This window comes from Vibrio jasicida 090810c, assembly GCF_002887615.1.
GTDB classification, from domain to species: domain Bacteria; phylum Pseudomonadota; class Gammaproteobacteria; order Enterobacterales; family Vibrionaceae; genus Vibrio; species Vibrio jasicida.
On record NZ_CP025792.1, the window covers coordinates 2,013,142 to 2,036,745 of the forward strand.

Here is a 23,604-nt window from a genome sequence, read left to right on the forward strand (position 1 = left end):
TAACTCTCTACCACCTTTACTCTGATATTATTACTAGTATCATTTCTACATACCTCCACTCGCCTCTCTCCAAAAATATAGGTACTTAAAACTTCATGACTAATCAACGTGATGATTTCGATCCTAAAGCTTATAACCCTGAATTTGAGCGCCACTTTTTAGCGCCGAAGTATTGGGGTACGTGGATAGGCGTTGTCCTTTCTTTGCCGCTTGCTTTATTACCTTTAGCGGTTCAAAAATGGCTAGCAAAAACTATCGCAAAGAAACTGGCTAAATCGCACAAAGGTCCAGCTCACCGAGCTCGGGTCAACTTTGAGCTGTGCTTCCCAGAGAAATCATTTGAAGAGCGCGAAGCACTGATTGAAAAAAACGCTTTATACCGCTGCATTGTTCTTTTTCCGCTTCAGCTTACTTAGCTTACGTTCTTCGAAATGGTTACAGCAGCGTTGCCAGATCCGCGGTTTAGACATCCTTCAAAAACACATCGACAATGATGAGAAAGTCATTTTGATGGTTCCACACTCATGGGCAATTGATATTCCCGCGGTGTTGCTTGCTTCGATGGGAATGCCCGTCTCTGCGATGGCAAAAAAGCAGAAAAATGAAGTGGCAGATTGGCTAATGCACGAACAACGTGTGCAATATGGCGGTCGCGTTTATGAACGCTCTGGTGGTGTTAAGCCGTTTTTGAAATCAGTTCGCGACGGTTACATTGGTTATTACTTACCCGATCAGGATCATGGTCCTGAACACAGCGTTTTTGTCGATTTCTTTGCGACCAAAAAAGCAACGCTTCCAGGCTTAGGTAAAATTGCCAAACTATCACGCGCTAAAGTGTTACCTATGTTTGCTTCTATGAACACAGAAGATGGCACGTTTGATATCGAAATCTTACCGGCGTTTGAGCTAGATAAAGGCGAAGAACAAGACGCTCGCACTTGTAATCAAGCGATCGAGTACTTTGTTGCAAATAAACCAGAACAATACATGTGGGTGCTACAACTTCTGCACTCTCAAGAAGACGGCAATAACTATTACAACCTATTCAAACCGAGATACAACACTGACTGGCAAATAAGCAAATGAAAAAAATCTTAATTATTGGCCCTTCTTGGGTTGGCGATATGGTGATGTCGCAGTCTCTCTACATTGTCTTAAAGCAACTTCATCCAGAAAGCCAAATTGATGTGATTGCACCAGGTTGGTGTAAACCAATCCTTGAGCGCATGCCAGAAATCCACCAAGCAATTGAAATGCCTATTGGTCATGGTGAATTCAACTTACTTGGTCGTCGCGAAATCGGTAAATCATTACGAGAAAAACAGTACGACCATGCATACATCCTGCCGAAGTCTGCAAAATCAGCTCTTATCCCTTGGTTTGCAAATATTCCGCTTCGAACAGGTTGGAAAGGCGAGATGCGTTACGGTTTACTTAATGACTTGCGACCAAACATGAAGTCTTTCCAATTCATGGTTGAGCGCTATGTGGCATTAGCTTACCCACAAGAGGAGATGATCGACTCTTCTTCTCTAGGTGGTCTAGAAACATTACCTCGACCTAGCCTGTTTATTGATAAAAAAGAACAAGCTGAAGCGATTGCTAAGTTTAATCTCAATCAAGAAGCGCCTGTTGTTGGCCTGTGCCCAGGAGCAGAGTTTGGCCCTGCGAAAAAATGGCCCGAAACACATTACGCAGAAGTTGCATCAGCAATGGCAAATGCAGGAAAGCAAATCTGGCTATTTGGCTCTCAAAAAGACCTAGAAACCTGTAACAAAATCAAACAATTAGCACCTCAAGAACATCAGCACCAGATTCATGTTTTGGCAGGACAAACTAGCCTGATTGAGGCAGTTGATCTGCTGGCGGCATGTCAGACTGTTGTAGCAAATGACTCAGGTCTTATGCACGTGGCAGCTGCCGTTGGTTGTAACGTCGTTGCGGTCTATGGTTCAACATCTCCAAAGTACACTCCACCGCTTGCGGAAAAGGTAGAGATTGTTCACACCGACATTGACTGCCGTCCGTGCTTTAAGCGTGAGTGTGAGTTTAAGCACCTTAAGTGTTTAACTGAATTATCACCAAAACAGGTGCTAGATAGCATCCAAAAACTTGAAGCGATAACGGTAAGTTCATGCTAATCCGCATTTTTTACACATTGCTACTTGCCCTTGCGTCCCCTTTCCTCTTATTTGGTTTATACAAAAGTAAACCGAACAAGCCCAAATTTGGCCAACGATGGAAAGAGCATTTTGGTATAACCCCAAAGCTAGAGACAACTGAGCACCCTATTTGGATTCATGCGGTTTCGGTAGGCGAAAGCATCGCTGCTATCCCACTCATTAAAGAATTGAAAAAGCAAAAACCAACCCAACCTATTTTAGTCACCACCACAACCAGCACTGGTGCGGAACAAATTGCTAAGTTGGGCGACTTAGTTGAACACCGCTATATGCCTATCGATTTCGGTTTTGCCGTGAAAGGCTTTCTAAAGGCAATACGGCCAAAGCAAATGTTGATAATCGAAACCGAGCTTTGGCCAAACACGCTTAATACTGTCCATAATGCCGGAATCCCTATCATAGTGGTCAACGCTCGCCTCTCTGAGAAGTCGTGTAGGAACTACGCAAAAGTACAGCCACTGTTTGACCTCTTACATCCATGCATAGATAAGGTCCTTTGCCAGGCGGAGTCAGATGCTGGGCGTTTCGAACGTTTAGGTATCGAGAAAAACAAACTTTTTGTTACTGGCTCAATAAAGTTTGATATCCATATATCGGACGACGTAAAAGAAAAAGCTAAAGCGCTAAGGGATGCCCTTGGATTAGAGCGCCCGATTTGGATAGCTGCCAGCACTCATAAAGGCGAAGATGAGCAGGCATTAGAAGCTCACAAAAAAATCTTAGAATCCCATCCAAATGCACTTTTAATCCTTGTTCCACGACATCCAGAGCGATTCGAAGATGTATTTGAGCTTTGCCAAGGTCAAGGCTTTGAAACTGCTCGCCGTACAAGCCAAGAAGAAGTAACAATATCGACCCAAGTTTATCTTGGAAATACCATGGGTGAGATGCTTACCTTGATTGGAGCAGCCGACATTTGCTTTATGGGTGGTAGTTTGATTGGCGATAAAGTTGGTGGGCATAATGTTCTAGAACCTGCGGCTTTAGGTGTACCAGTCATCACTGGGCCGAGCTACTATAATTTTAAAGAAATGGTTAACTCTCTTATTGCTCAGGATGGTAGTATAATTACGGTAAACCTTTCTGAGACGGTGCTTAGCTTACTTCAAAGTGCTCAACTCAAAGAAAAATTAGTGGTAAATGGAAAAGCTTTCGTAGAACAGAACAAAGGTTCGATTAGAAGAGTTGTATTAGAAATACTTACGGAAAGACTAGAATGTTAACTATTATCATACCTGTTTATAATGCAGAAAAAACTATTGAAGAATGTATAGATTCAATTGTTGCTGCTGATAAAAAATTTCCTAACTTGATATCAGAAGTTATTGCTGTAGATGATGGTTCAACAGACAATTCATTAGAAAAACTAAGTAAGCAATCTTCTTACTATAGAAAGTTAACCGTTTTATCTCAAGAGAATACTGGCGCTGGTGGAGCTAGAAACAAAGGAATCACAAGCTCAAAAACAAAGTTTATTTCTTTTATTGATAGCGACGATCTAGTACATGAAGACTATTTATCACCTCTTATAAATAAAAAAGAAAATGATATAATATCTTTTAACATATTAAAGAAATCAAAATCAAAGAGTGAATCTATAATTAAACCAGGACCTTTATCCGGTCCAATGGTAAGTGCCTTTTTTCGAAGATCGATTTTTATAGATAATCATTTGTTCTTTCCAGAAGATATTAACTATGAGGACAACGCAATTAGTTTTCTAGTATGGACTTTGAAGAAAAACAGCAGAGTGCATATAAACAAAGAGCTGTATATATATCAATACAATCACTCAAGTCAAAGCAATACAAGATCTTTAAATCATCTAAAAAGCCGTATATCGTCTATAAGTTACTTGCAGAGTAAGGCTAAGTCTCTTGGGTTATTTGAACAATATAATTATGAACTAGGTGAAATAGCCTTCAGTTTAGCTTATATTCCTGCTTTGTCACTTTGCTTTAGAGGTTTTTCTAATTACTCTATATATGCAAGGACTAAAGATCAGCTATCTAGACTTCACATTATCAAACCAGAAAACACCTCATTTAAGAAAAATTTATTTTGCTTTTGTATTGAGCAATTAGGATATCTAGGTTATCTACTTATTTGTTTAAAAAGAATCAATAAGTTATATAGGTAGTAATATGAATTTATTTTTAGTAACATCACCTTTTCAGTACATATGTGCTATTGAAGCAAAAGCACACTATAAAGTCAGAAATAATATTCTACTACTTGTCGAGCAACCATCTGAACCCGGTTTAAGTCAACAAAAAAAATTAGTTAATGAAAACGAATGGGATCATGTAATAAAAATTCCGAGAAAAAATAGAACTCGAAATCTACCAAAAGTGATAAAAGAAATTTGGAAAATAACACAGAAAAAACAAATAAATAATTTCTTCCATGCAGAGTACAATGGTTGGCGAACTAAGTTACTGCTACGCAATTTAAGCATTGATAAAGAAGTGTACTTTGATGATGGCACTCTAACTATCAATGAATACGAAGAAGAGATACGCTCTAAAGCAATTTATTCAAGAAAGCGTTTTATTAATGACCTTGCTCTTAAATTTCAAGGCATAACGCCAATTGGTGAGCTTTCGCAAAGCGAGAAGTTAGAGCTATTCACTATTTTTGATATAGCAAACCCTGAACATGTCATCGCCAAAAATACACTTGCTGTACTCAAAAAAAAGGTAGATTCTACAGAGCTATTCGATCCAACGTCACCTGTAGGCTTCATTGGTGAGGGAGCTATTGGGCACAAACGTAGAAAGACTCAAGAAGTTTACGTAGAAGAAGTAAGAACATTTGTCCTAAATCATCCTCAAGGTGTCATCTACTTCCCTCATAGAACCGAAGCAGAAGAGGTAAAGGAAGCGATAAAAAGCATCCCTGACCTAACATACCATCAGAGTGAATACCCTTTAGAAATAGAACTTGTCGAAAAGAAAATTAAGTTGTCGAAGCTTATTGGAGCGTTATCTACTGCTCAATATACTGCATCCCTAATTTATAAAGACATGCCAATCTATACAATAAAAACTCTAACTGACATGCTCCCTGAAAGCATTCAAAAGAGGTGTAAAAGAATTGAGGATGCCTATGCTAAACATGGTATTGTAACTATCAATCAGTAAAACAAGGGAGTTATATAAACTCCCTTTCAATTATACAAAGTGTGAAAACTGCAATGGTGTACCAAACTTTAAATCTTGTGTCGCCACAGAGCCTATAACTTCATCTAGGTATTTTGGTAAAATACCATTCCCAGGTCGAATCGAGCGAACATGCTCTTCTGTGAACACTTCATCTTCTTTGATGTCTTTGACAATGTATAAAGAACGGCGATGGCATTTAGTCTGAAGTTCTGCTTCCGTGCTAACAAAATTTGGCTTACCAATAGCTTCATAAGCCATGGTACAGTTTACTACCAAAGATTTGAGCTCCTCTTTTTCAAGAGAAAATGCCGAATCTACACCACCATCTGCACGCGATAAAGTAAAGTGCTTTTCAATAACACATGCGCCCAACGCTACCGCTGCAACAGACACGCCGATATCCATAGTATGATCTGACAATCCAACTTCTACATCAAAGCCATCACGCATTACTGCCATTGTCGATATATTCGCCTGAGAGGCTGGTGTTGGGTAACCACTGGTACAGTGTAGCAAGACGATATCCTTTGCTCCTGCAGCTTTCGCCGCTGCTACAGCTTCTTCTATCTCGCCTAAGTCCGCATTTCCAGTTGACATGATCATAGGCTTCCCTGTGGAAGCAACTTTTCTAATTAAAGGAAGATCAATCAACTCAAATGAGGCAATTTTGTACGCTGGTGCATTCAAGCTTTCCAAAAAGTCGACTGCTGTATGATCGAAAGGAGAGCTGAAAATTGTTATGCCAACTTCTTCAGCTGTATCAAATAATGTCTTGTGCCACCCCCAAGGTGTATGTGCTTGCTCATACAAATCATAAAGCTTAGCGCCATCCCAAAGCCCTCCACGAATCATAAACTCTTCACTATCGTGGTTAATTGTAATCGTATCAGCTGTGTATGTTTGTAACTTGACGGCATCTGCACCCGCTTCTTTCGCAGCCTTGATCAGTGCAATTGCTCGATTGATGTCACCATTATGGTTACCAGACATTTCTGCAATAATGTATGGTTTGTGCCCTTGGCCAATTTGTCGGTTTGCTATCTTCATAATTGCCTTTACTTTTTCGACAGGTAAGCGTCTATCTTGTCTAATGAACTTAAGGAGGACATTTCTGCTGCTGGTATTTTCACTTCGAACTGTTTTTCAACTTCCATCATGAGAAGTAAATGTTTAAATGAATCCCACTCAGCGCAGCTTTTCATATTTACGTTGTTGAACTCTGTCTCTCTATCGCCAACAACATTATTATAGATTGCCAACAACTTATCTTTTTGCACGCATTGCTCATCACTTTGAAGGTGAGAAATATCAAAAGCAATTGAAGTAGGGATACTTTCCAGCAATTTGAAAAGGCCATGTGATGGGTGCTTTAAGAATGCTGATCTTCGACCATCAAAGGCGATCTCGACTTTTGGTGATTCAACAAGTACGGCGTCAAATCTTTCTTCCGCGGTTTTAACTGCACTATCTAAATCTTGCACTGTATAGCAAAGGTTATATGCCCCCGCGTGTTCTGTAATTGGAGAGTTGTCATTGGTTGGCGATAGGATTTCTACAACTCCAATCCCATTTAACTCAACGAATGCATAGAGCACATTGCGATTAGGATCTTCGCCTGGCCCACGGAGTAACTTTGTACTGGGGATCGATAAGAAATCTTTAAGTGTATCCATTAAGTCTCTAGTTGTGACTGTATAATGGTCAACATATAAGACACCTAAAGCGGAAAACATTGTATTTGAATTCATACTCATACTCTTACATATTCCAATGTAACTTCATAACTTCTGTTCTTTCAGGTAATGGCTTATTATCCAAATCAAACAGCCAACAATCATCATTCTGCTTTTCAAAGTCGTTCTTTGAGTATAGATGTTCCACTGGCATGTTCTTTTGACTCTTAACGTAGCGCCCAATAACCGAACTTATATTGATAGCTTTCGCTTGATGGATAAGCTGCTCAAGAATCACATTTTCAATATCTCTACCCATCACTCGACACGACATTACAAAGTTATCGATAACCCATTTTTTGTTATCACAAATGATGACTAGTGCAGCAACACCTTCATACTCACTTGAGTACTTATCTTTTGCTTGAACATGCAAAACTAGGCGCTGATTCGATCCGAGCCACTTCTGCAACTCCTCTTTGCTATAACGTGTAGTCGTAGTGTTGAACTGATTAGTTTTGCTAAAGAGCTGATAAGTTCTATCAAAGTTTGACTCACTTAATGGCTCAATGCGGACATCCATTTCCAAACTTGCTAAGAACTCATTTCTATCAGCAAAGTTAGCCTGAGCTTTCTGAATATCAACTCGCTTTTTATAAAGCTCTGCCCGACGCTTATCCGATTCATTAACTTGAACAACATAAAGCTCAGGTAAGTGACAAATATAGTCATACCAATCTGCTGGGTCTTCAGGTAATTCAGGAACAAAAATACCTGGGATGTTACGACGAACTTCAGCACGTTCAACTGGATTATCGTCAATAAAGCAGAGAGATTGAACGCCAAGATTTAATTCTTGAGCCAACTCTTTAATGTTCTGAGATTTTGGCGCCCAGTTAATACGATGAGCAACAAAATCACTTTTCTTTAAGCGCATCTCGGGGTGAGACTCAATGGCATCTAACGCGACTTGCTCTGTGTTCTTACTACAAATGGAAAGTAAGATACCACGCTCTTTCAAAGCGAGGAAAAGTGACTGGAGCTCTTTATAGATATTACCTGGGTAATCCCCACCTAGAGCAATACCTTCCAACCCATCATCACCGATAACTCCCTGCCACAGCGTATTATCTAAATCTAGAATCAAAGCCCTAGCTGAGAGTGCTTGTGATGCGAATACACTACCTATAATGGCCTGACTGTAAGCTTCCAAACACTGAATAGAGAAAGGTGCTCGTGCCATATACCAATATTTATTTGAAAAAGAATGTCCGACTCGTTGGATGACCTGAGAATATGGCACGATTTCAATAAGATTTTCTGCTTTAAGTGCTTGAAGAGAATCATTCCAATCCCCAACTAAACGTTGTACTTTTGACCCTGTAAACTGCTCTTCTAAGGAATAAGGAAAACCCTTTTGAATGCAGAAATCGGCGACATATATTTTGTTATTACCACGAGTAGCAATTTGTCGAATAAAAGAGAGATACTCGGCAATACGCTTCTCAGTCTCTAGAAGAGAGGACTCTGTTGGCAATGTATAAATATCAGGAAAAAGATCTTCGATACGCTCTAAAAAAACATAACAAGAGTCTTGATGGTTCAACTCCACACTGGACTCGTCCAATAAGTCTAGTTGATAACGTCCAAACTCAAGCTTCTTTATTTGATAAGGAAACTGCAGATAATGACCACTTTTTCGACACAATGCATCAGTCAAGAAGTCCGTATTATGCGAAGCACAAAGGTAAAGCCTTGCTCTTAAATCTGGTTTATTCTTTGTCCACGTGTATTTTAGGTAGCGTATTGAACGATTTGTCTCTACAAGGCCAGCAGGTGGTTCACACTCTTCAAATCCAAACTTTTTATGCAACTCAAAAACAGCTTCGTTTTCATCTACCACATCTCCATACATCTCGTGCAGATTTAGAGTGTTGCCAGCGTAGTCCAGTGCTAACTTTTCAGCTTCAAACCATATCTCTATCTTATTATCTTTTTCCAAGCTGGCGTTATCTAAATAAAAAGCCCACCATGCTGTTTTCTTTATTTGATCTATTCGATTAAATATAATTACACCAACAGGCTGACCCAGTCGCTCTAGTATGAGCAAACATCGATCTTCGGAAGCTAACGTAGTATCCCACCATGTTGAGTGCTCCTCACGCTGAATGACATGGTTGGTCAGCATTACCGCCCTAACGTCTGGGTGGTTGCGCCAATCTAATACCATCCATTTATCTTCATTGGTAGCTAGGCGAATACTAAATGTAGTCATTTCTTGAGATCTCTTCTAACTGTTTAACAACTCTTTCGCAGCCTTTACCATCAATAAGCTCAGCGCATAATTTAGATTGAGTATGAAGTAATGCAGGCTCCGAGCTAAAAAGCTTATAGGCATTGGCATAATCACTAGAAGTTAGGTCTGTATTTAAACCTAAATAATGATGCCCCCCTATTTGATGTAAATTTATTGCTAGATCTTTTTGGTTATCCGCAACTGAACATACTATCCCAGGAAGTGCCAATACACATCGCTCCCATGTAGTAGCGCCAACTGCGCCGATGTAGAGATACGCTGATGAAAAGAAGTCCATCATGTTCTCTACTTGGATGTGGAGAGTCACTCTATCCAGATGTTCTTTACACAGTGCCGCAAGCGCTTCTCTATGAGGATTGTTCACCCCAATAATAACGTCAAAAGAGTCGTCACTATCTACACTTAAAAGGCCTTTTAAAGCTTTCTCTGTTTCGTTGGCAATGTCTACACCACCAAAAAACAAAACGACTTTTTTCTGCATTAATCTTGATTGATAAACTGGAAGGTTACGTCGCGACACGGCAAACTCTTCCCTAAGCAACGCATACCTAGGACCACATAGACGTAAACTTTCTGTTGGAAGAAGATCGTCATAACGAGCTTCGCCTGAACGATAGAAGTTTTGGTCTAGCAATACATCACATATATGTGGTCTATCAGCTAAGTCATCGATCTGCAAAATGTTCTTGCTGTGAGACTTAACGGCTAATTGGAAATCCTTTTCAATTGCATAATGATCGATGACAAGCCAATCAAGTTGTCTTTTCCCTTTACTTTTGAGATAGAACGTTAGTGCCTCTCGTGTTTGAGCGATTTCTTGCACGTACGAGACTTCTAACCAAGCTGCATGTCCACAGTGTATGCTGGGAACAAAATCAACGCCTGGTTCCGGCAACTCTATTACGGAGTGCTTTTCTTTGACTAAAGCAATCAAGTTTCCTCTGAGTCGACGGCTAATGAAGATTACTTCATGTCCTTGTTGCTTCAATCTATTCGCCAACGTTAACATTCTGAATGTATGGCCCGTACCCATTTTCAGAGAAGCGTCAACCCGAATACCGACTAACAATGTTCAACTTCCTTGTAATACTTTAGATAGAAGCAAAGCAAATTCCCAATCTTCTTGGGTATCCAAATCTACCACCCGATTTCTTGATACAGGCAAGGCAATAGCCGAATTTGAAAACATTGGAATATTATCTCGGTATGCCTTTGGTTTCCCCCAATAAAACTGCCCTATATCGTGGTAGCCAGTCTCTAAATCTTGAGAGCGAGTATTAAAGTGTTCTGGTTGAAACATTTCAACTCGATTGCCAGCTGTTAACTTAACGCCTCTCTGAATTGGGAAAGGAAATTCACACACAGGAAAACAGTAGCTTGCTGCAGGATCTTCCAGAAGCATTTGATGGGCTAACTGAATGTCTTCAATTGCAATAAATGGCGCTGTAGCATAGATACAACAAATATACTCTATCGAAATGGCTTGTTCTTCAAACCAATCAAGTGCATGTAAAATGACATCTGCCGTCGTCGCATAGTCATTGGAGACCGCTTCTGGACGCATAAATGGGACTTCAGCCCCGTAATGCAAAGCAACATCAGCTATCTCTTTATCGTCAGTAGAAACCACTACTTTATCGAAACACTCAGACTCAAGGGCTGCTTCAATCGAGTAGGCAATAATCGGCTTGCCATTAAATTCCTTAATATTCTTGCGTGGGATACGCTTACTACCACCACGAGCTGGAATAATCGCAACTTTCATTAGCGCTCCTGCAATATTTTAGTGAGAACTTGAACGACTGTATCCTGCTGCTCTTCACTCATTGCATGGAACATCGGAAGAGAAATCGCTTCGCGGTAATAGCGTTCAGATTCTGGGAAATCACCTTCACTGAACCCCATTTTTTCATAGTAAGGTTGTGTATGGACTGGGATGTAATGCAGGTTAACTCCAATACCTTTATCTCTCAGTGCGTCAAACACCTCTTTATGTGTTAAAGAGATTTTGTCCAACTGCAAACGTATCACATAAAGGTGAAGGCCCGAGTAAGTATTCTCCAATTGATATGGCAATACCACTGGTAAAGACTTCAATAGCTGATTGTAACGGTCTGCAAGGTGATGACGAGCAGTAATAAAAGCATCTAAACGATGCATCTGAGATACACCCAGTGCCGCCTGAAGCTCGGTCATACGGTAGTTAAAACCTAAATCAACCTGTTGATAATACCAGCCACCATGGCTTTCGCCCTCCATTTGCTCAGGGTCACGAGTAATACCGTGACTTCGAAGCAAAGTCATCTTGTCAGACAAAGCCTTCTGGTTGGTCATGACTGCACCACCTTCCGCCGTCGTTACGATTTTAACTGGATGGAAGCTAAAGACAGTGATATCCGAGTGTTCGCAATTCCCTATAGGCAAGCCTTGATATTTGCCGCCAATTGCATGTGAAGCATCTTCAATGACTTTGAAGTTGTACTCTCTCGCCAGTTTGGCGATCGCCACCATATCGCATGGTTGACCACATAAGTGCACCGGCACAACAACTTTCGGAAGCTTACCTTCAGCTTTCGCTTTGATTAACTTTTCCTCAAGGTGTTTTGGACACATATTGTAAGTATCAGGGTCAATATCTACGAAGTCGACCTGTGCACCACAGTACAAACCGCAGTTTGCTGACGCTACGAAGGTAATAGGTGACGTCCAGAGCCAATCCCCTTCACTTAGCCCCAGAGCAAGACAAGCAATGTGTAATGCTGATGTAGCACTATTCACAGCCAACGCGTAGCTTGCACCTGTATGACCGATAAGTGCTTGCTCAAATGCTGGTACTTTGGGTCCCTGCGTCAGAAAATCCGACTTCAAAACATCAATAACACTGTCAATGTCTTGTTGATTAATATCTTGCTTACCGTAAGGAATCACTACTGTTCTCACACTGTAAAGTTTGGATCAACGTGCTCTTTGATCAGCTCACGTAGGCCTTCAATACTTTCCCACTCTGTATTTGTACCCGAATTGTATTTGAAACCAAACGGTACTTTTTCAGCTTTGTGGTGGTCGAGGTATTCTTGCTCCGAATAAGTAAACGAAACAGAAGGCAAAATTGCGTAGTATTTACCAAGATCGATCGTATTCAGCGAATCAGTATCGGTGATCATCTCTTCATGGAGCTTTTCACCTGGACGAATACCTACAACTTTAGTCTCACATTCTGGAGCAATCGCTTCTGCGATATCCAAAATCTTGTAAGATGGGATTTTTGGTACAAAAATCTCACCACCTAAATGGTTTTCAAGCGCATACATCACCATGTTCACGCCATCTTGCAATGAGATATTAAAGCGTGTCATCTCTTCGTGAGTAATCGGTAATACACCTTCTTCACGTTTACTCAAAAAGAATGGGATCACGGAACCACGCGAGCCCATTACATTGCCGTAACGCACTACGCTGAAACGGATATCTTTCGAACCTTTGATGTTGTTCGCCGCTGCAAACAACTTATCCGAAGCAAGTTTGGTTGCTCCATATAGGTTAATTGGTGCACATGCTTTATCCGTTGATAACGCTACAACATCTTTAACACCGCACTGCAGCGCTGCATGGATAACATTCTCTGCACCATCAACGTTAGTTCGGATACATTCTGTCGGGTTGTATTCAGCAGTATCTACCTGTTTGATCGCTGCAGCATGAATAATCACATCAACACCTTCACAGGCTTGAATCATGCGGTTTTGATCGCGAACATCACCGATAAAGAAACGAAGTTGTGGGAAATCTTTTGCTGGGTACTTCTGCTTAAGCTCAAACTGTTTTAGTTCATCGCGAGAAAAAATAATGATTTTCTTCACTTCTGGGTAGCGTTCAAGAATGGTTTTAATGAACTGTTTACCGAACGAACCAGTGCCGCCAGTAATTAAAATTGATTTAGAATTCAACATAGTATGCTCTTACTGTATACCTACAGGCGATTTTGCCCATTCAATAAGTAAATTTATTATATCAACGTTACTAGTCTAACTTTAGCATTTTGCAAAAGCGGTTGCGTTAAGTAATTTAAACTAGTGGAAATTCAGCTAGCGTAACGTTCTTCGCTATTTTGCTAGCAATTCAAAGTCTGACTCATGCCAATGAATTTGATGCTTCTTTTTCTCTTTCAAAAACGAGCGCTTCAATCTGTCTAGGTTGCTTTGCTTCCAATCACCATCTGATTGCTGACAGCACTTATCAAAGTCGATAATCCAGACTTTGTCTTGGTCGTCAATTAAGATGTTATGAATGTTCAAATCGGTATGATTCACATTAGCTTTATGCATCTTGGCAATTTCTTGCCCAATCTTCTGGTACATCACTTCCGGTAATGGTTTTTCTTGCAAAATACTGACCAAGTCTCTGGCATTTGGGATTCTTTCGCTGAGCAGATCCGCTTGGTAAGTCAAACCTGTTTTAACTGATCGCCCGGCAATCGGGCGAGGAACATTGACGCCGGCATCTATCAAAATCTGCAAAAGATTTAACTCCTGAGCACTTCGAGTTTGCTCCCAACCAGAAAACCAGTATTGGTCTTTCACAAGTTTGCCGAATAGACCACCTCGGCGATAATGTCGAAGGGCGGCTTGCATAGAGTCTAGTTGAACAAACCAGGTTGTTCCTCGACCAGAAGCGCTGCCCAAGATTTTACCTTGTTCTTGCCAATAGCCGGCATCAAATAATGGCAATGTTGGGTCCGAAATGATTTCATCATCAAACCAAATAGCGCAATTACCTTGTTGTGAAGTTTTAATCATATCTTTGATACTCACAGCTAAAGTGATTTAGAGATAAAGGCTGAATAATATATACAGCCATGTGAATCCAGCGAACGCTAATGCCACCATAACTGCCGCTGAGCCGATATCTTTTGCGCGCCCACTCAACTCATGATGTTCGACGCCTACGCGATCCACTACCGCCTCTATCGCGGAATTGATCAACTCAACAATCAGAACAAGAACGACGACACCAAGCATCAAAATGCGTTCTATGACACTCAAGTCAAAAACACAAACCAAAACGATGGCAATGGCTAGCATCACAAGCTCTTGTCTAATCGCCGCTTCGTGTTTAAACGCCGCCCTTAAGCCTTTCGCAGAATATCCCGTCGCTTTGATGATGCGCTTTAAACCAGTGTTTCCAGGTTTACCCGAATTTGGAGATTGATGTTGTTGGCTATTTGACATTGCGAAGACTCGTCAGTGCTCAGTATAGAAGCGGTGTATTTTACATTTATTGGGGATGTCTGCATAATTTACCTGCATCTATTTATCTGATCAGACAATAACTATGTTCACTTCTGCCCCTTCTTCACTCTGTATATTGCGTTTATCTGCAATTGGTGACGTTTGCAATACTATCGCGACGGTTCAAGCGATTCAAAAACAATGGCCTGATACCCATATCACTTGGATTACAGGCAAACTTGAAGCTCAATTGCTACAAGCGATAAATAACGTTGAGGTGATTTTTTTTGATAAAAAAGCAGGACTTGATGGCTACAAGTCACTGTGGAAGCAGCTCAAAGGGCGCGAGTTCGATGCTTTGCTTCATATGCAATATGCTATTCGAGCGAGCGTGGCGACGTTAGGTATTAAAGCGAAATACAAACTTGGGTTCTCTTCTGACCGTAGCCAAGATTTTCAAACTTTGTTCACCAATGTCAAAGTTCCTTCACCAAGCTCTCTGCATGTTGCGGATGGTTTAATGGCGTTTGCCCATCAAATTGGTGTGCCTCAGTCGGAACTATCTTGGTCTTTATCTTACTCAGAAGAGGATAGTACTTGGGCTAAGGCAAAACTAGATACGGTGCAACCAAACTTGTTATTGGTTCCCGGAGCAAGTAAAGCCTACAAGAACTGGAACGCGAAGGGTTATGTGGATGTCATTAATCATGCGCGAGAGAAAGGCTGGAATGTCATACTAGCGGGCAGTCCTGCAAAGGTCGAAGTTGACCTAGCAAATGAGATTCAAGCTTTGTTGCGTGAACCTTGTTTAAACTTAGTAGGAGAAAGCTCCATCCTACAAATGCTAGCTTTAACTGATAAGGTGCAGATGGTGATAGCACCAGATACTGGCCCAGCCCACATGGCGAGTGCAATGAACACACCGATTATTGGTTTATATGCCCATCACAATCCTATTCGAGTAGGTCCTTATCGCTTTTTAAAGTATGCCGTATCTGTATATGAAGAAGTGATTCTTGCAGAAACAGGAAAGACTAGCCAAGAATTAAGTTGGCGAACCCGAGCAAAGGATGAAGCAGCAATGAGCCGCATCACAAGCGACCGTGTCGTAGCAATGTTCGAGCAAGTCGTAGAAGATTTGTATCCACAATATCAATAAAATATACCTGTAGAAGATTGTTTAAGAAGGAAACTACCTTGTCTAAACCTACCTTAGCCGTCGCGTTGATCGTAAAAAATGAAGAGAAGCACCTGAAAGCTTGTCTAGACACAGTAAAAGATTGGGTCGATGAGATTGTTCTTCTAGATTCAGGTAGTACTGACACCACTGAAGAGATCGCTAGGCAGTATACTGATAAGTTTTATACCAATTTAGAATGGCCTGGGTTTGGCAAGCAACGCCAGCTTGCTCAAGACTATGTGGAATCGGATTTCGTGCTTTGGTTGGATGCCGATGAGCGTGTTACCGATGAATTACGCGAAGACATACTCAACGCAATCAGCCAACACTGCGATAAAAACATTTACCGAGTGAACCGACTGACGACAGCCTTTGCAAAAGAGATTCGTTACTCAGGCTGGTCACCTGATTGGGTTGTACGTTTATACAAAACATCAGAAACGAAATACAACGACGCGCTCGTTCATGAAAGCGTTGTTATTCCCGATGGCTTTAAAGTTGTTTCATTAAATGGCCGTTTGAAGCATTTTACTTATGAAAAGCTTGGTGAGTACACGCGAAAAACCCAACTGTACATGCAATCTTGGGCAGACCAGCGTGAAGGTAAAAAGTCAGCCTCACTTTTTAGTGCATTTACCCATGGTTTCTTCCGTTTCTTCAAAATGTATATTATTAAACGTGGCTTCTTAGATGGTCGACATGGTTTTTTACTCGCCGTACTAAGTGCAAATACGACCTTTACTCGCTATGCAGACCTGTGGCTGCGTGATTACGTCAAAAAACATAATAAAGAGCAATAACATGAATATTTGCCACGTTAACTTAGCTTCTGGATACCATGGTGGCGAGAATCAGACGCTACAACTCATTAAGCAGCAAGTAAAGCTCGGCTATCAACTGACAGTTGTTGCAAACCCTAAAAGCCCTTTCGCCGATGCGGCAAAAGCGTTAGGCGTTAAAGTGGTATTAGCGAGCCACTTTACCAAAGCACACTCAAAATCTATCACTAAGGATTGTGCTCTGATCCATGTGCATGAAGGGCGTGCCATTTATTGGGCTCTGATCCAACATATGCTCTACGGCAAACCATATATTGTCACTCGCCGAATCGACAACGCATTGAAAAAGAAATGGTTGGCAAACTTAGCCTATTCGAAAGCCTCCGCTGTGGTAGGTCTAAGTACTGAAATAGTTCAGAGAGTGAAAGACGCTTACCCAACTTCAGTAACCTACAAGATCCCAAGTTCACCGGTGACATACCCTACTAACGCTGAAACGGTACAAGCGATTAAAGACCGCTTCTCAGGTAAATTTATAGTGATACATGGAGCAAACATGCTGAAACATAAAGGCTTCAATGTCACTGTCGACGCGGCAAGGCTATTAGAAAAGTCCGCACCCTTTGTCCATTTTTGTTTGCTAGGTGATGGCTCAGAGAGAGAGGCACTTGAGTCTCAAGCACAAGGCCTAACTAACATCAGTTTCGAGGGCAAACAAAACAATATGGGGGATTGGTTTGCTGCGGCAGATTTGCAGGTTCATCCTTCTTACACAGAGGGGCTTGGCTCTGTCATTTTGGAAGGGATGGGCTCTGGTTTACCTGTTATAGGTACTAATGCAGGTGGTATCCCCGACATTATCGACCACAACTCAAATGGCTTACTTGTTGAACCAGGTAATGCACAAGAGTTGGCGAATGCAATAATGAAGATTGCTCAAGATGAAAAGCTTCAACAAGACTTCATCGCCAGTGGGCAAGAGAAACTGAAGTTATTTGATATCAACTACACTGCTAACCAATACGTAGATGTTTACGAGAAAGTTTTACAATGAAAAAAGTCATTTACCCAGGAACGTTTGACCCAATCACTAACGGTCACCTAGATATCATTACGCGTGCCGCAGACATGTTTGATCAAATTATTATCGGTGTCGCTGCAAGCCCTTCGAAAAGAACACTGTTTAGCCTAGAAGAACGAGTAAAACTTGTTGAAGAATCAACAGCGCACTTAAGCAATGTATCAACCGCTGGTTTTAGTGGCTTACTGGTTGATTTTGCTCGTGAGCAAGAAGCAAATGTACTGGTGCGTGGCCTTAGAACAACTGTCGACTTTGAATACGAATTTGGTCTAACGAGCATGTACCGCAAACTGTTACCAGGTGTTGAGAGCGTGTTCCTGACACCAGCAGAAGAGTATGCTTTTCTCTCTTCTACCATCGTCCGTGAAGTAGCAATCCATGGCGGTGATGTCGAGCAGTTTGTTCCAAAATGCGTTCATACCGCTATCAAAACAAAGGTAGCCAAATGAGTTTTAGAAAGTTCAAATACTACTTCTCTAATAGCCTACAAGTCTTAATACCAAATACGATTCGTAAAGCACTGGCCAATAACCTTGTTCAGGCTTCATCTATAGATTCTTATATCCAAGATAGAGTTGATTACTACAACAAGCTTAACGCGCAATTTGAACTGCTCGAAAGCAAGTCGACTCATGTGGGAAAGTACAAGAAGACCGGAGGAACAACGTACTACTTTGATCTTCACAAGGTAGTAAAGTCGTTTCCGTCACAGTACTTCTTTCAGTTTTTGAACGGAGATATTCGTCATATACCTGAGCTGCCAAGCTTTCTTAAAAGTCGACCTATCAGAGAAGATAATCAAAACTCCGTATTACTAAAACTAAATGAGATTCGTCATTTTCAGTTTATCTCTGACTCTAAACAATTTAGAAACAAAAAAGACATGACAGCTTGGCGTGGTGTAGGTTATCAAAAACACAGACAAGAGGTTATTAAGCAATTCTACAATCACCCTCTATGCAACATTGGCCAAACTCAACCATCCAAAGGTGAGCCTTGGGAAAAAGGCTTTATGTCAGTAGAAGAGCAATTAGAATATAAATTTTTACTTGCCATTGAAGGAAATGATGTTGCAACCAACCTAAAATGGGCAATGTCTTCAAACTCTCTGGTCATCATGTCTAAACCTAAGTATGAGACTTGGTTTATGGAGGGTCGCCTCGAAGCGGGCATTCACTATGTTGAAGTTGCGGATGACTACTCTGATTTAATTGAGAAAATGGAGTACTACACCGCGCATCCAGAAGAAGCGGAAAGCATCATCAAAAACGCTCACACATGGGTCGATCAGTTCCGAGATCAAAAACGCGAGCGTTTAATTTCATTATTAGTCGCGAAAAAATACTTCGAGAAGTCAGGACAAATGTAATCTTGTCCTTCCTCTCTTAAGTTTTTACTTCTGGCATTCCCCACAGAAGAAGGTATTGCGTTGGCCTATCTTTTGTTCTTGGAGAGCTTCGCCGCATTCTGGGCATGGCTCTCCGGCTTTTCCGTAAACTAATAATTCTTGTGCGAAGTAACCTGGCTTGCCATCTGCTTGGGCAAAATCTTTAAGTGTGGTTCCGCCTTGCTGAATGGCGATCTCTAACGTGGCTTTGATGTTCTCCACCAGCAATTGCCACTCTTTTTTGGTTAGCTTACCTGCAGGGCGAGTGGGATGAATGCGTGATTTAAACAATGATTCGTTGGCGTAGATGTTTCCGACTCCGACGACGACTTTATTGTCCATAATGAACTGTTTAATCGCAACGCGCTTACCTTTGGCTTTCTCCGCTACGTAATCAGCATTGAACTCTTCAGTCAAAGGTTCTGGTCCCATATGACCTAATACAGCATGTGATTCATTTGGTGCGCTCCACAGCCATGCGCCAAAACGGCGTGGATCGTTGTAGCGCAGTATCTTTCCATTAGTAAGTTTGAGATCAACATGATCGTGCTTTGCTGGAGGAAAATCAGCATCAAGCACACGCAGTGAACCCGACATTCCTAAATGAACAATCGCAGTACCTTCGTCCGTTTCAATCAACAGATACTTAGCGCGGCGACTGATATTACGAATCACCTGCCCTTCTAGCTTCTTCAACTCTTGAGGGATATCCCAACGCAGTTTCGGGGTTCGGAATACAAATGCCTTAATCGTCTCGCCAACCATGTGTGGACTGATGCCCATTCGGCTTACTTCAACTTCTGGTAATTCAGGCATTTAATTCTCCTTAAAACGCTAAGAGCATTGATATTGGGTGGCTAGCATAATCGAAAAGAACAAAGACAAACACAGCCTTTGAAAAGGGTTATTCGTAAGGCTTACTTGGGCATGATGTAGTTGCCATCAACAGAAATCGCAATCCATTTATCTTGCCAGTTTTTAAACAACCAAAAGTCGCCAAGCCGATAAAAGGTCACTCGTTGCGGTTCTTCTAAGTCTTGGTACCAGATCTCAATACTTTCTGGAGAAGACAACTGAGACTTTAAATTATCGTATTGTTCTGAGGTCAGCTCAGTCCCTTCCAAAGATTGCCAACGAGTCACAATCTCTTGTACGGGAATATTAGCTTTAATGTTCGATTGCCATTGCCCATTTTGTTTCTCCAATTCCCAACCTGAGAAGTAAATAGCACTCACTTCATGATCAGAGCGCAATAAATTGGGGTAAGGATCCACAGGTTCTTCGACAAGGTAGGTTTTGATCAAGGTTGGCGCATTCAAGATCACCATAAAAACGATGATGCCTAGGATAAGAATATTGTTCCAACGACGGCGACGGGCCGGACTAACGCGCATAGCAGTTCCTAATCTCCTGTAGTTATCAACAAACTACCAAAGCGTATGAATTTTGACTAGAACATCTGTATGGAAACACGTGAAAGAAGGGATGAAGTGAAGGATTACTGAATTTTAGGTAATAAAAAGCCCAACTCGAGAGTTGGGCTTTTTAAATCGTCAAAGAGACAAAACCAATTATTTGATTTTAGCTTCTTTGTACATAACGTGCTGGCGTACAACTGGATCAAATTTCTTGATCTCAAATTTGCCTGGCATGTTACGCTTGTTCTTATCTGTTGTGTAGAAGTGGCCAGTACCTGCTGAAGATACTAGACGGATTTTCTCACGAACGCCTTTCTTTGCCATTGCCTATTTCCTCTTAAACGTTTTCGCCACGTGCACGGATATCAGCAAGAACAGTATCGATACCCTTCTTGTCGATGATGCGCATACCTTTTGCAGTAAGGCGTAGTTTAACAAAACGTTTTTCGCTCTCTACCCAGAAACGATGAGTTTGTAGGTTCGGCAGAAAACGACGCTTAGTAGCATTTCGTGCGTGTGAACGGTTGTTACCCGTTACTGGACGCTTACCAGTTACTTGGCATACTCGTGACATGAATGTCTTCTCCAAAATCGTTTCAGCTCGATATCAACCTTGGTGGCCGAACCTCTCTATTTCTCGGAAAGAAGTTAGAGGTTAAGAACCGCTATGGAAAATCCATACAAGGCTATCAAAGGTCGCGCATTATACTAACTTGATATGCATTGCTCAAGACCCGAACAGATCCTTTTTACAGGTTTTCGTGATCTTTTTTTAGACAGCAGGTTTTTTCTAGCAGTCCAAGCTGAATTCAGTTAAAAATTTAGTGGCGAGGATGATAGCAGATTTTTAGCAACTAACAACCTAAAAAATGCACAGTTATATCCACCCTCTTTCTGCAAAAGAAACGCTTTCGCCATCACCGATAACGAAATGGTCCAAAATCCGTATATCCACCAGCGCTAAAGCATCGATTAATCGTCGCGTAATTCGTCTGTCTGCTTGGCTCGGCTCTGCAACACCAGACGGGTGATTGTGTGCCAGAATCAAAGCAGCTGCGTTGTGATGCAAGGCTCGCTTGACGACTTCTCTTGGATAAACCGACGCGGCATCTAGTGTGCCTTCAAACAAAATCTCATCTTTTATTACTCTATGCTGGTTATCTAAGAAAAGAATGTAGAAAGCCTCTCTTTGTCGATCTCTTAATATAGAAGAAAGATACATTTTAGTTTGTTCGGGGCTGGTTAATGCATCACCACGCTTTAAGGTTTCGGCTAAATAACGTTGCGTCATTTCCAAGACGGCTTGTAACTGCACGTATTTCGCTTGTCCCAACCCTTTGTGTTGGCAGAACTCTTTTTCGGTTGCAGAAAAAAGCTGGCGAAGTGAACCGAAATCTTGAATAAGAAAATCAGCCAATTCGATGACATTCATACCTTGTGTGCCAGTGCGAAGAAAAATCGCCAATAATTCAGCATCGCTCAAAGCTTGCGGCCCTCTGCGTAGCAACTTCTCTCGTGGCATAGAATCAGTAGGTAGGGATTTAAGGGTCATCATGAGCTCTCTTTCACTAGTGAACTCCTATTGCACAAAACAAAAGCAGAAATTCGAAACTGACTTTTGTTTTTTCCGTTAGCCGCAGCTTTTTTATGTAATTTAGCAATCCATCAGAATGTACCGCGTTCAACCAGATCGTCTTTTCTCTCCTGTGGATTTCTTAAAAAGGCATAGACCTCTTCTCTAAAATTTGAACACAAAAAACCATTATTGAGGCTCTAGAAATCCCAATAATTAATATTCTGTAGTTTGATATGGATTAGCTTCTCATCAGATTTGCTTGGGCGATGATAGATTCAGTTGTGCTAAACTCGTCGCCAGAAAAATTGGAGATCTCACATGCAAACACTAGCAGGAAAGAAAATTCTACTCGGCATCAGTGGCGGTATTGCCGCGTATAAATGTGCGGAGCTAACCCGTCGCCTAATAGAAAGAGGCGCGCAAGTTCAAGTAGTGATGACCAAAGCGGCGAAGGAGTTCATTACTCCCTTAACCATGCAGGCAGTCTCTGGACGCCCGGTGTCGGATAGCTTGTTAGACCCAGCAGCAGAAGCGTCGATGGGTCACATTGAACTGGCAAAATGGGCAGATTTGGTTCTTCTTGCTCCTGCAACTGCAGATTTGATTGCACGTATGTCGGCAGGCATGGGTAATGACTTGCTTACTACGTTAGTACTTGCGACAGATTCACCAGTAGCGGTATCTCCAGCAATGAATCAACAGATGTACCGCAATGTCGCAACTCAAGAAAACATCGCGACACTTGCACGCCGTGGTATGCATATTTGGGGCCCTGCGGCCGGTGAGCAAGCATGTGGCGATGTGGGCCCTGGTCGAATGCTAGAGCCAATGCAACTTGTCGGCTTATGTGAGCAGTTCTTCCAACCGAAACTGTTGGCAGGAAAATCGGTATTGATCACCGCAGGTCCAACTCGTGAAGCAATTGATCCAGTGCGTTACATTTCTAACCATAGCTCAGGAAAGATGGGCTTTGCACTAGCAAATGCCGCTGCGCAATTGGGAGCGAAGGTCACGCTAGTCAGTGGACCCGTCAGCTTGAATACGCCAGCAGGTGTTGAGCGTATCAATGTTGCGAGTGCACAAGAGATGCATGATGCTGTAATAGCTCACGCGCCGAACCACGAAGCTTTCATTAGCTGCGCCGCCGTAGCAGATTACCGTCCAGAAAATGTAGCGTCTCAAAAGTTGAAAAAGATCGAAAACAACAATCAGATGACCATCAACATGGTCAAAAATCCTGATATCGTAGCGGCCGTCGCCAATATGACTGTGCAACGTCCATTCACTGTTGGCTTTGCAGCAGAGACCAATGACGTAGAAACCTACGCTCGCGGTAAACTGGTAAAGAAAAAACTCGATATGATTTGTGCGAACGATGTTTCTGTTGAAGGCCAAGGTTTTAACAGTAACGACAATGCTATCACTTTATTCTGGCCAGAAGGCGAACAGGCGTTGGCACTAGAATCCAAAGAAGCGCTAAGTTTCAGAATTTTGGAAAAAATGCACGAATTGATGTAATTACCATTCGCTTTTCATAGAAAACTGGCACAAATTTGGTACAAACATGACAAGTGAGGGTGTTAAAGCTCCCATTACCTCCTCACTGGTCTAGTTTGAT

Annotated in this window: 24 protein-coding genes and 1 pseudogene; 11 read left to right on the forward strand and 14 right to left on the reverse strand. The window is 41.7% G+C overall.

What is annotated here, in order from left to right:
* Positions 1 to 95 precede the first annotated feature (95 nt).
* The 5 genes and pseudogenes from lpxM (at position 96) to C1S73_RS09525 (ending at position 5,326) form a co-directional block, all read left to right on the forward strand.
* Positions 96 to 1,086, forward strand: a pseudogene (lpxM, locus tag C1S73_RS09500) (lauroyl-Kdo(2)-lipid IV(A) myristoyltransferase).
* On the forward strand, positions 1,083 to 2,141 hold the full coding sequence (gene waaF / locus C1S73_RS09505) for a lipopolysaccharide heptosyltransferase II (protein ID WP_038864844.1): 1,059 nt from the start codon (positions 1,083 to 1,085) through the stop codon (positions 2,139 to 2,141). The pseudogene lpxM and the gene waaF overlap by 4 nt, the downstream one beginning before the upstream one ends.
* Positions 2,135 to 3,406 (forward strand): lipid IV(A) 3-deoxy-D-manno-octulosonic acid transferase, encoded by a 1,272-nt coding sequence (gene waaA / locus C1S73_RS09510; RefSeq protein WP_038864842.1) that lies wholly within the window; start codon positions 2,135 to 2,137, stop codon positions 3,404 to 3,406. The genes waaF and waaA overlap by 7 nt, the downstream gene beginning before the upstream one ends.
* Positions 3,400 to 4,323 (forward strand): glycosyltransferase family A protein, encoded by a 924-nt coding sequence (locus C1S73_RS28120; protein ID WP_227740510.1) that lies wholly within the window; start codon positions 3,400 to 3,402, stop codon positions 4,321 to 4,323. Before waaA ends, C1S73_RS28120 begins: the two co-directional genes overlap by 7 nt.
* A 4-nt stretch (positions 4,324 to 4,327) precedes the next feature.
* Positions 4,328 to 5,326: a polysialyltransferase family glycosyltransferase gene (locus C1S73_RS09525; RefSeq protein WP_038864841.1), complete on the forward strand. Its 999-nt coding sequence runs from the start codon at positions 4,328 to 4,330 to the stop codon at positions 5,324 to 5,326.
* A 30-nt stretch (positions 5,327 to 5,356) separates the two neighbouring features.
* Here the strand turns inward: C1S73_RS09525 and pseI are convergent, their stop codons facing one another.
* From pseI to C1S73_RS09570, 9 genes are all read right to left on the reverse strand, one after another.
* Positions 5,357 to 6,394, reverse strand: coding sequence for a pseudaminic acid synthase (gene pseI / locus C1S73_RS09530; protein WP_038864840.1), 1,038 nt, complete (start codon positions 6,392 to 6,394; stop codon positions 5,357 to 5,359).
* Positions 6,395 to 6,402: 8 nt separating this feature from the next.
* Positions 6,403 to 7,095 carry a hypothetical protein gene (locus tag C1S73_RS09535; RefSeq protein WP_170946229.1) on the reverse strand — a complete coding sequence of 231 codons (693 nt, stop codon included), beginning with the start codon at positions 7,093 to 7,095 and terminating at the stop codon, positions 6,403 to 6,405.
* Positions 7,096 to 7,105: 10 nt separating this feature from the next.
* Entirely contained in the window at positions 7,106 to 9,295 is a 2,190-nt protein-coding gene (locus C1S73_RS09540; protein WP_038864839.1) for an HAD-IIIC family phosphatase, read from the reverse strand.
* Positions 9,282 to 10,406 carry a UDP-2,4-diacetamido-2,4,6-trideoxy-beta-L-altropyranose hydrolase gene (gene pseG / locus C1S73_RS09545; protein WP_038864838.1) on the reverse strand — a complete coding sequence of 375 codons (1,125 nt, stop codon included), beginning with the start codon at positions 10,404 to 10,406 and terminating at the stop codon, positions 9,282 to 9,284. Before pseG ends, C1S73_RS09540 begins: the two co-directional genes overlap by 14 nt.
* Before the next feature lie 3 nt (positions 10,407 to 10,409).
* Entirely contained in the window at positions 10,410 to 11,102 is a 693-nt protein-coding gene (gene pseF / locus C1S73_RS09550) for a pseudaminic acid cytidylyltransferase (RefSeq protein ID WP_038864837.1), read from the reverse strand.
* A complete protein-coding gene (gene pseC / locus C1S73_RS09555) occupies positions 11,102 to 12,277 on the reverse strand; it encodes a UDP-4-amino-4,6-dideoxy-N-acetyl-beta-L-altrosamine transaminase (RefSeq protein WP_170946230.1) in 1,176 nt (391 codons plus the stop codon). Before pseC ends, pseF begins: the two co-directional genes overlap by 1 nt.
* Positions 12,274 to 13,287, reverse strand: coding sequence for a UDP-N-acetylglucosamine 4,6-dehydratase (inverting) (gene pseB, locus C1S73_RS09560; protein ID WP_038864835.1), 1,014 nt, complete (start codon positions 13,285 to 13,287; stop codon positions 12,274 to 12,276). The genes pseC and pseB overlap by 4 nt, the downstream gene beginning before the upstream one ends.
* A 153-nt stretch (positions 13,288 to 13,440) precedes the next feature.
* Positions 13,441 to 14,133, reverse strand: a complete 693-nt coding sequence (locus C1S73_RS09565; protein ID WP_038864834.1) for a 3-deoxy-D-manno-octulosonic acid kinase — start codon at positions 14,131 to 14,133, stop codon at positions 13,441 to 13,443.
* Between the two features lie 27 nt (positions 14,134 to 14,160).
* The gene (locus tag C1S73_RS09570; protein ID WP_038864832.1) at positions 14,161 to 14,565 is read right to left on the reverse strand and encodes a diacylglycerol kinase; all 405 of its coding nucleotides are present in this window, start codon (positions 14,563 to 14,565) and stop codon (positions 14,161 to 14,163) included.
* A 103-nt stretch (positions 14,566 to 14,668) separates the two neighbouring features.
* Here C1S73_RS09570 and C1S73_RS09575 point away from each other — a divergent pair, with 103 nt between their 5' ends.
* Genes C1S73_RS09575 through C1S73_RS09595 form a run of 5 tightly spaced genes read left to right on the forward strand, consistent with a single transcriptional unit; the run spans position 14,669 to position 18,974 of the window.
* The gene (locus C1S73_RS09575) at positions 14,669 to 15,724 is read left to right on the forward strand and encodes a glycosyltransferase family 9 protein (protein WP_038864831.1); all 1,056 of its coding nucleotides are present in this window, start codon (positions 14,669 to 14,671) and stop codon (positions 15,722 to 15,724) included.
* Positions 15,725 to 15,762: 38 nt separating this feature from the next.
* Positions 15,763 to 16,545 (forward strand): glycosyltransferase family 2 protein, encoded by a 783-nt coding sequence (locus C1S73_RS09580; protein WP_009707935.1) that lies wholly within the window; start codon positions 15,763 to 15,765, stop codon positions 16,543 to 16,545.
* A gap of 1 nt (position 16,546) precedes the next feature.
* Positions 16,547 to 17,578 (forward strand): glycosyltransferase family 4 protein, encoded by a 1,032-nt coding sequence (locus C1S73_RS09585; RefSeq protein WP_038864829.1) that lies wholly within the window; start codon positions 16,547 to 16,549, stop codon positions 17,576 to 17,578.
* The gene (gene coaD / locus C1S73_RS09590; protein ID WP_038864828.1) at positions 17,575 to 18,054 is read left to right on the forward strand and encodes a pantetheine-phosphate adenylyltransferase; all 480 of its coding nucleotides are present in this window, start codon (positions 17,575 to 17,577) and stop codon (positions 18,052 to 18,054) included. Before C1S73_RS09585 ends, coaD begins: the two co-directional genes overlap by 4 nt.
* Positions 18,051 to 18,974, forward strand: a complete 924-nt coding sequence (locus C1S73_RS09595) for a glycosyl transferase family 90 (RefSeq protein ID WP_038864827.1) — start codon at positions 18,051 to 18,053, stop codon at positions 18,972 to 18,974. The genes coaD and C1S73_RS09595 overlap by 4 nt, the downstream gene beginning before the upstream one ends.
* Positions 18,975 to 18,998: 24 nt before the next feature.
* On the opposite strand, the gene mutM is transcribed toward C1S73_RS09595, so the two are convergent.
* From mutM to radC, 5 genes are all read right to left on the reverse strand, one after another.
* Positions 18,999 to 19,808: a bifunctional DNA-formamidopyrimidine glycosylase/DNA-(apurinic or apyrimidinic site) lyase gene (gene mutM, locus C1S73_RS09600; protein ID WP_038864826.1), complete on the reverse strand. Its 810-nt coding sequence runs from the start codon at positions 19,806 to 19,808 to the stop codon at positions 18,999 to 19,001.
* Between the two features lie 101 nt (positions 19,809 to 19,909).
* Complete coding sequence (locus C1S73_RS09605; RefSeq protein ID WP_038864824.1) at positions 19,910 to 20,386, reverse strand: hypothetical protein; 477 nt, start codon at positions 20,384 to 20,386, stop codon at positions 19,910 to 19,912.
* A gap of 177 nt (positions 20,387 to 20,563) precedes the next feature.
* On the reverse strand, positions 20,564 to 20,734 hold the full coding sequence (gene rpmG, locus C1S73_RS09610) for a 50S ribosomal protein L33 (protein ID WP_004410866.1): 171 nt from the start codon (positions 20,732 to 20,734) through the stop codon (positions 20,564 to 20,566).
* Positions 20,735 to 20,747: 13 nt separating this feature from the next.
* Complete coding sequence (gene rpmB / locus C1S73_RS09615) at positions 20,748 to 20,984, reverse strand: 50S ribosomal protein L28 (protein ID WP_005467944.1); 237 nt, start codon at positions 20,982 to 20,984, stop codon at positions 20,748 to 20,750.
* A gap of 303 nt (positions 20,985 to 21,287) precedes the next feature.
* Positions 21,288 to 21,962 carry a RadC family protein gene (gene radC, locus C1S73_RS09620; protein ID WP_038864935.1) on the reverse strand — a complete coding sequence of 225 codons (675 nt, stop codon included), beginning with the start codon at positions 21,960 to 21,962 and terminating at the stop codon, positions 21,288 to 21,290.
* A gap of 342 nt (positions 21,963 to 22,304) precedes the next feature.
* On the opposite strand from radC, the gene coaBC reads away from it, so the two are divergent.
* Positions 22,305 to 23,504 (forward strand): bifunctional phosphopantothenoylcysteine decarboxylase/phosphopantothenate--cysteine ligase CoaBC, encoded by a 1,200-nt coding sequence (gene coaBC / locus C1S73_RS09625; RefSeq protein WP_038864823.1) that lies wholly within the window; start codon positions 22,305 to 22,307, stop codon positions 23,502 to 23,504.
* Positions 23,505 to 23,604 lie beyond the last annotated feature (100 nt).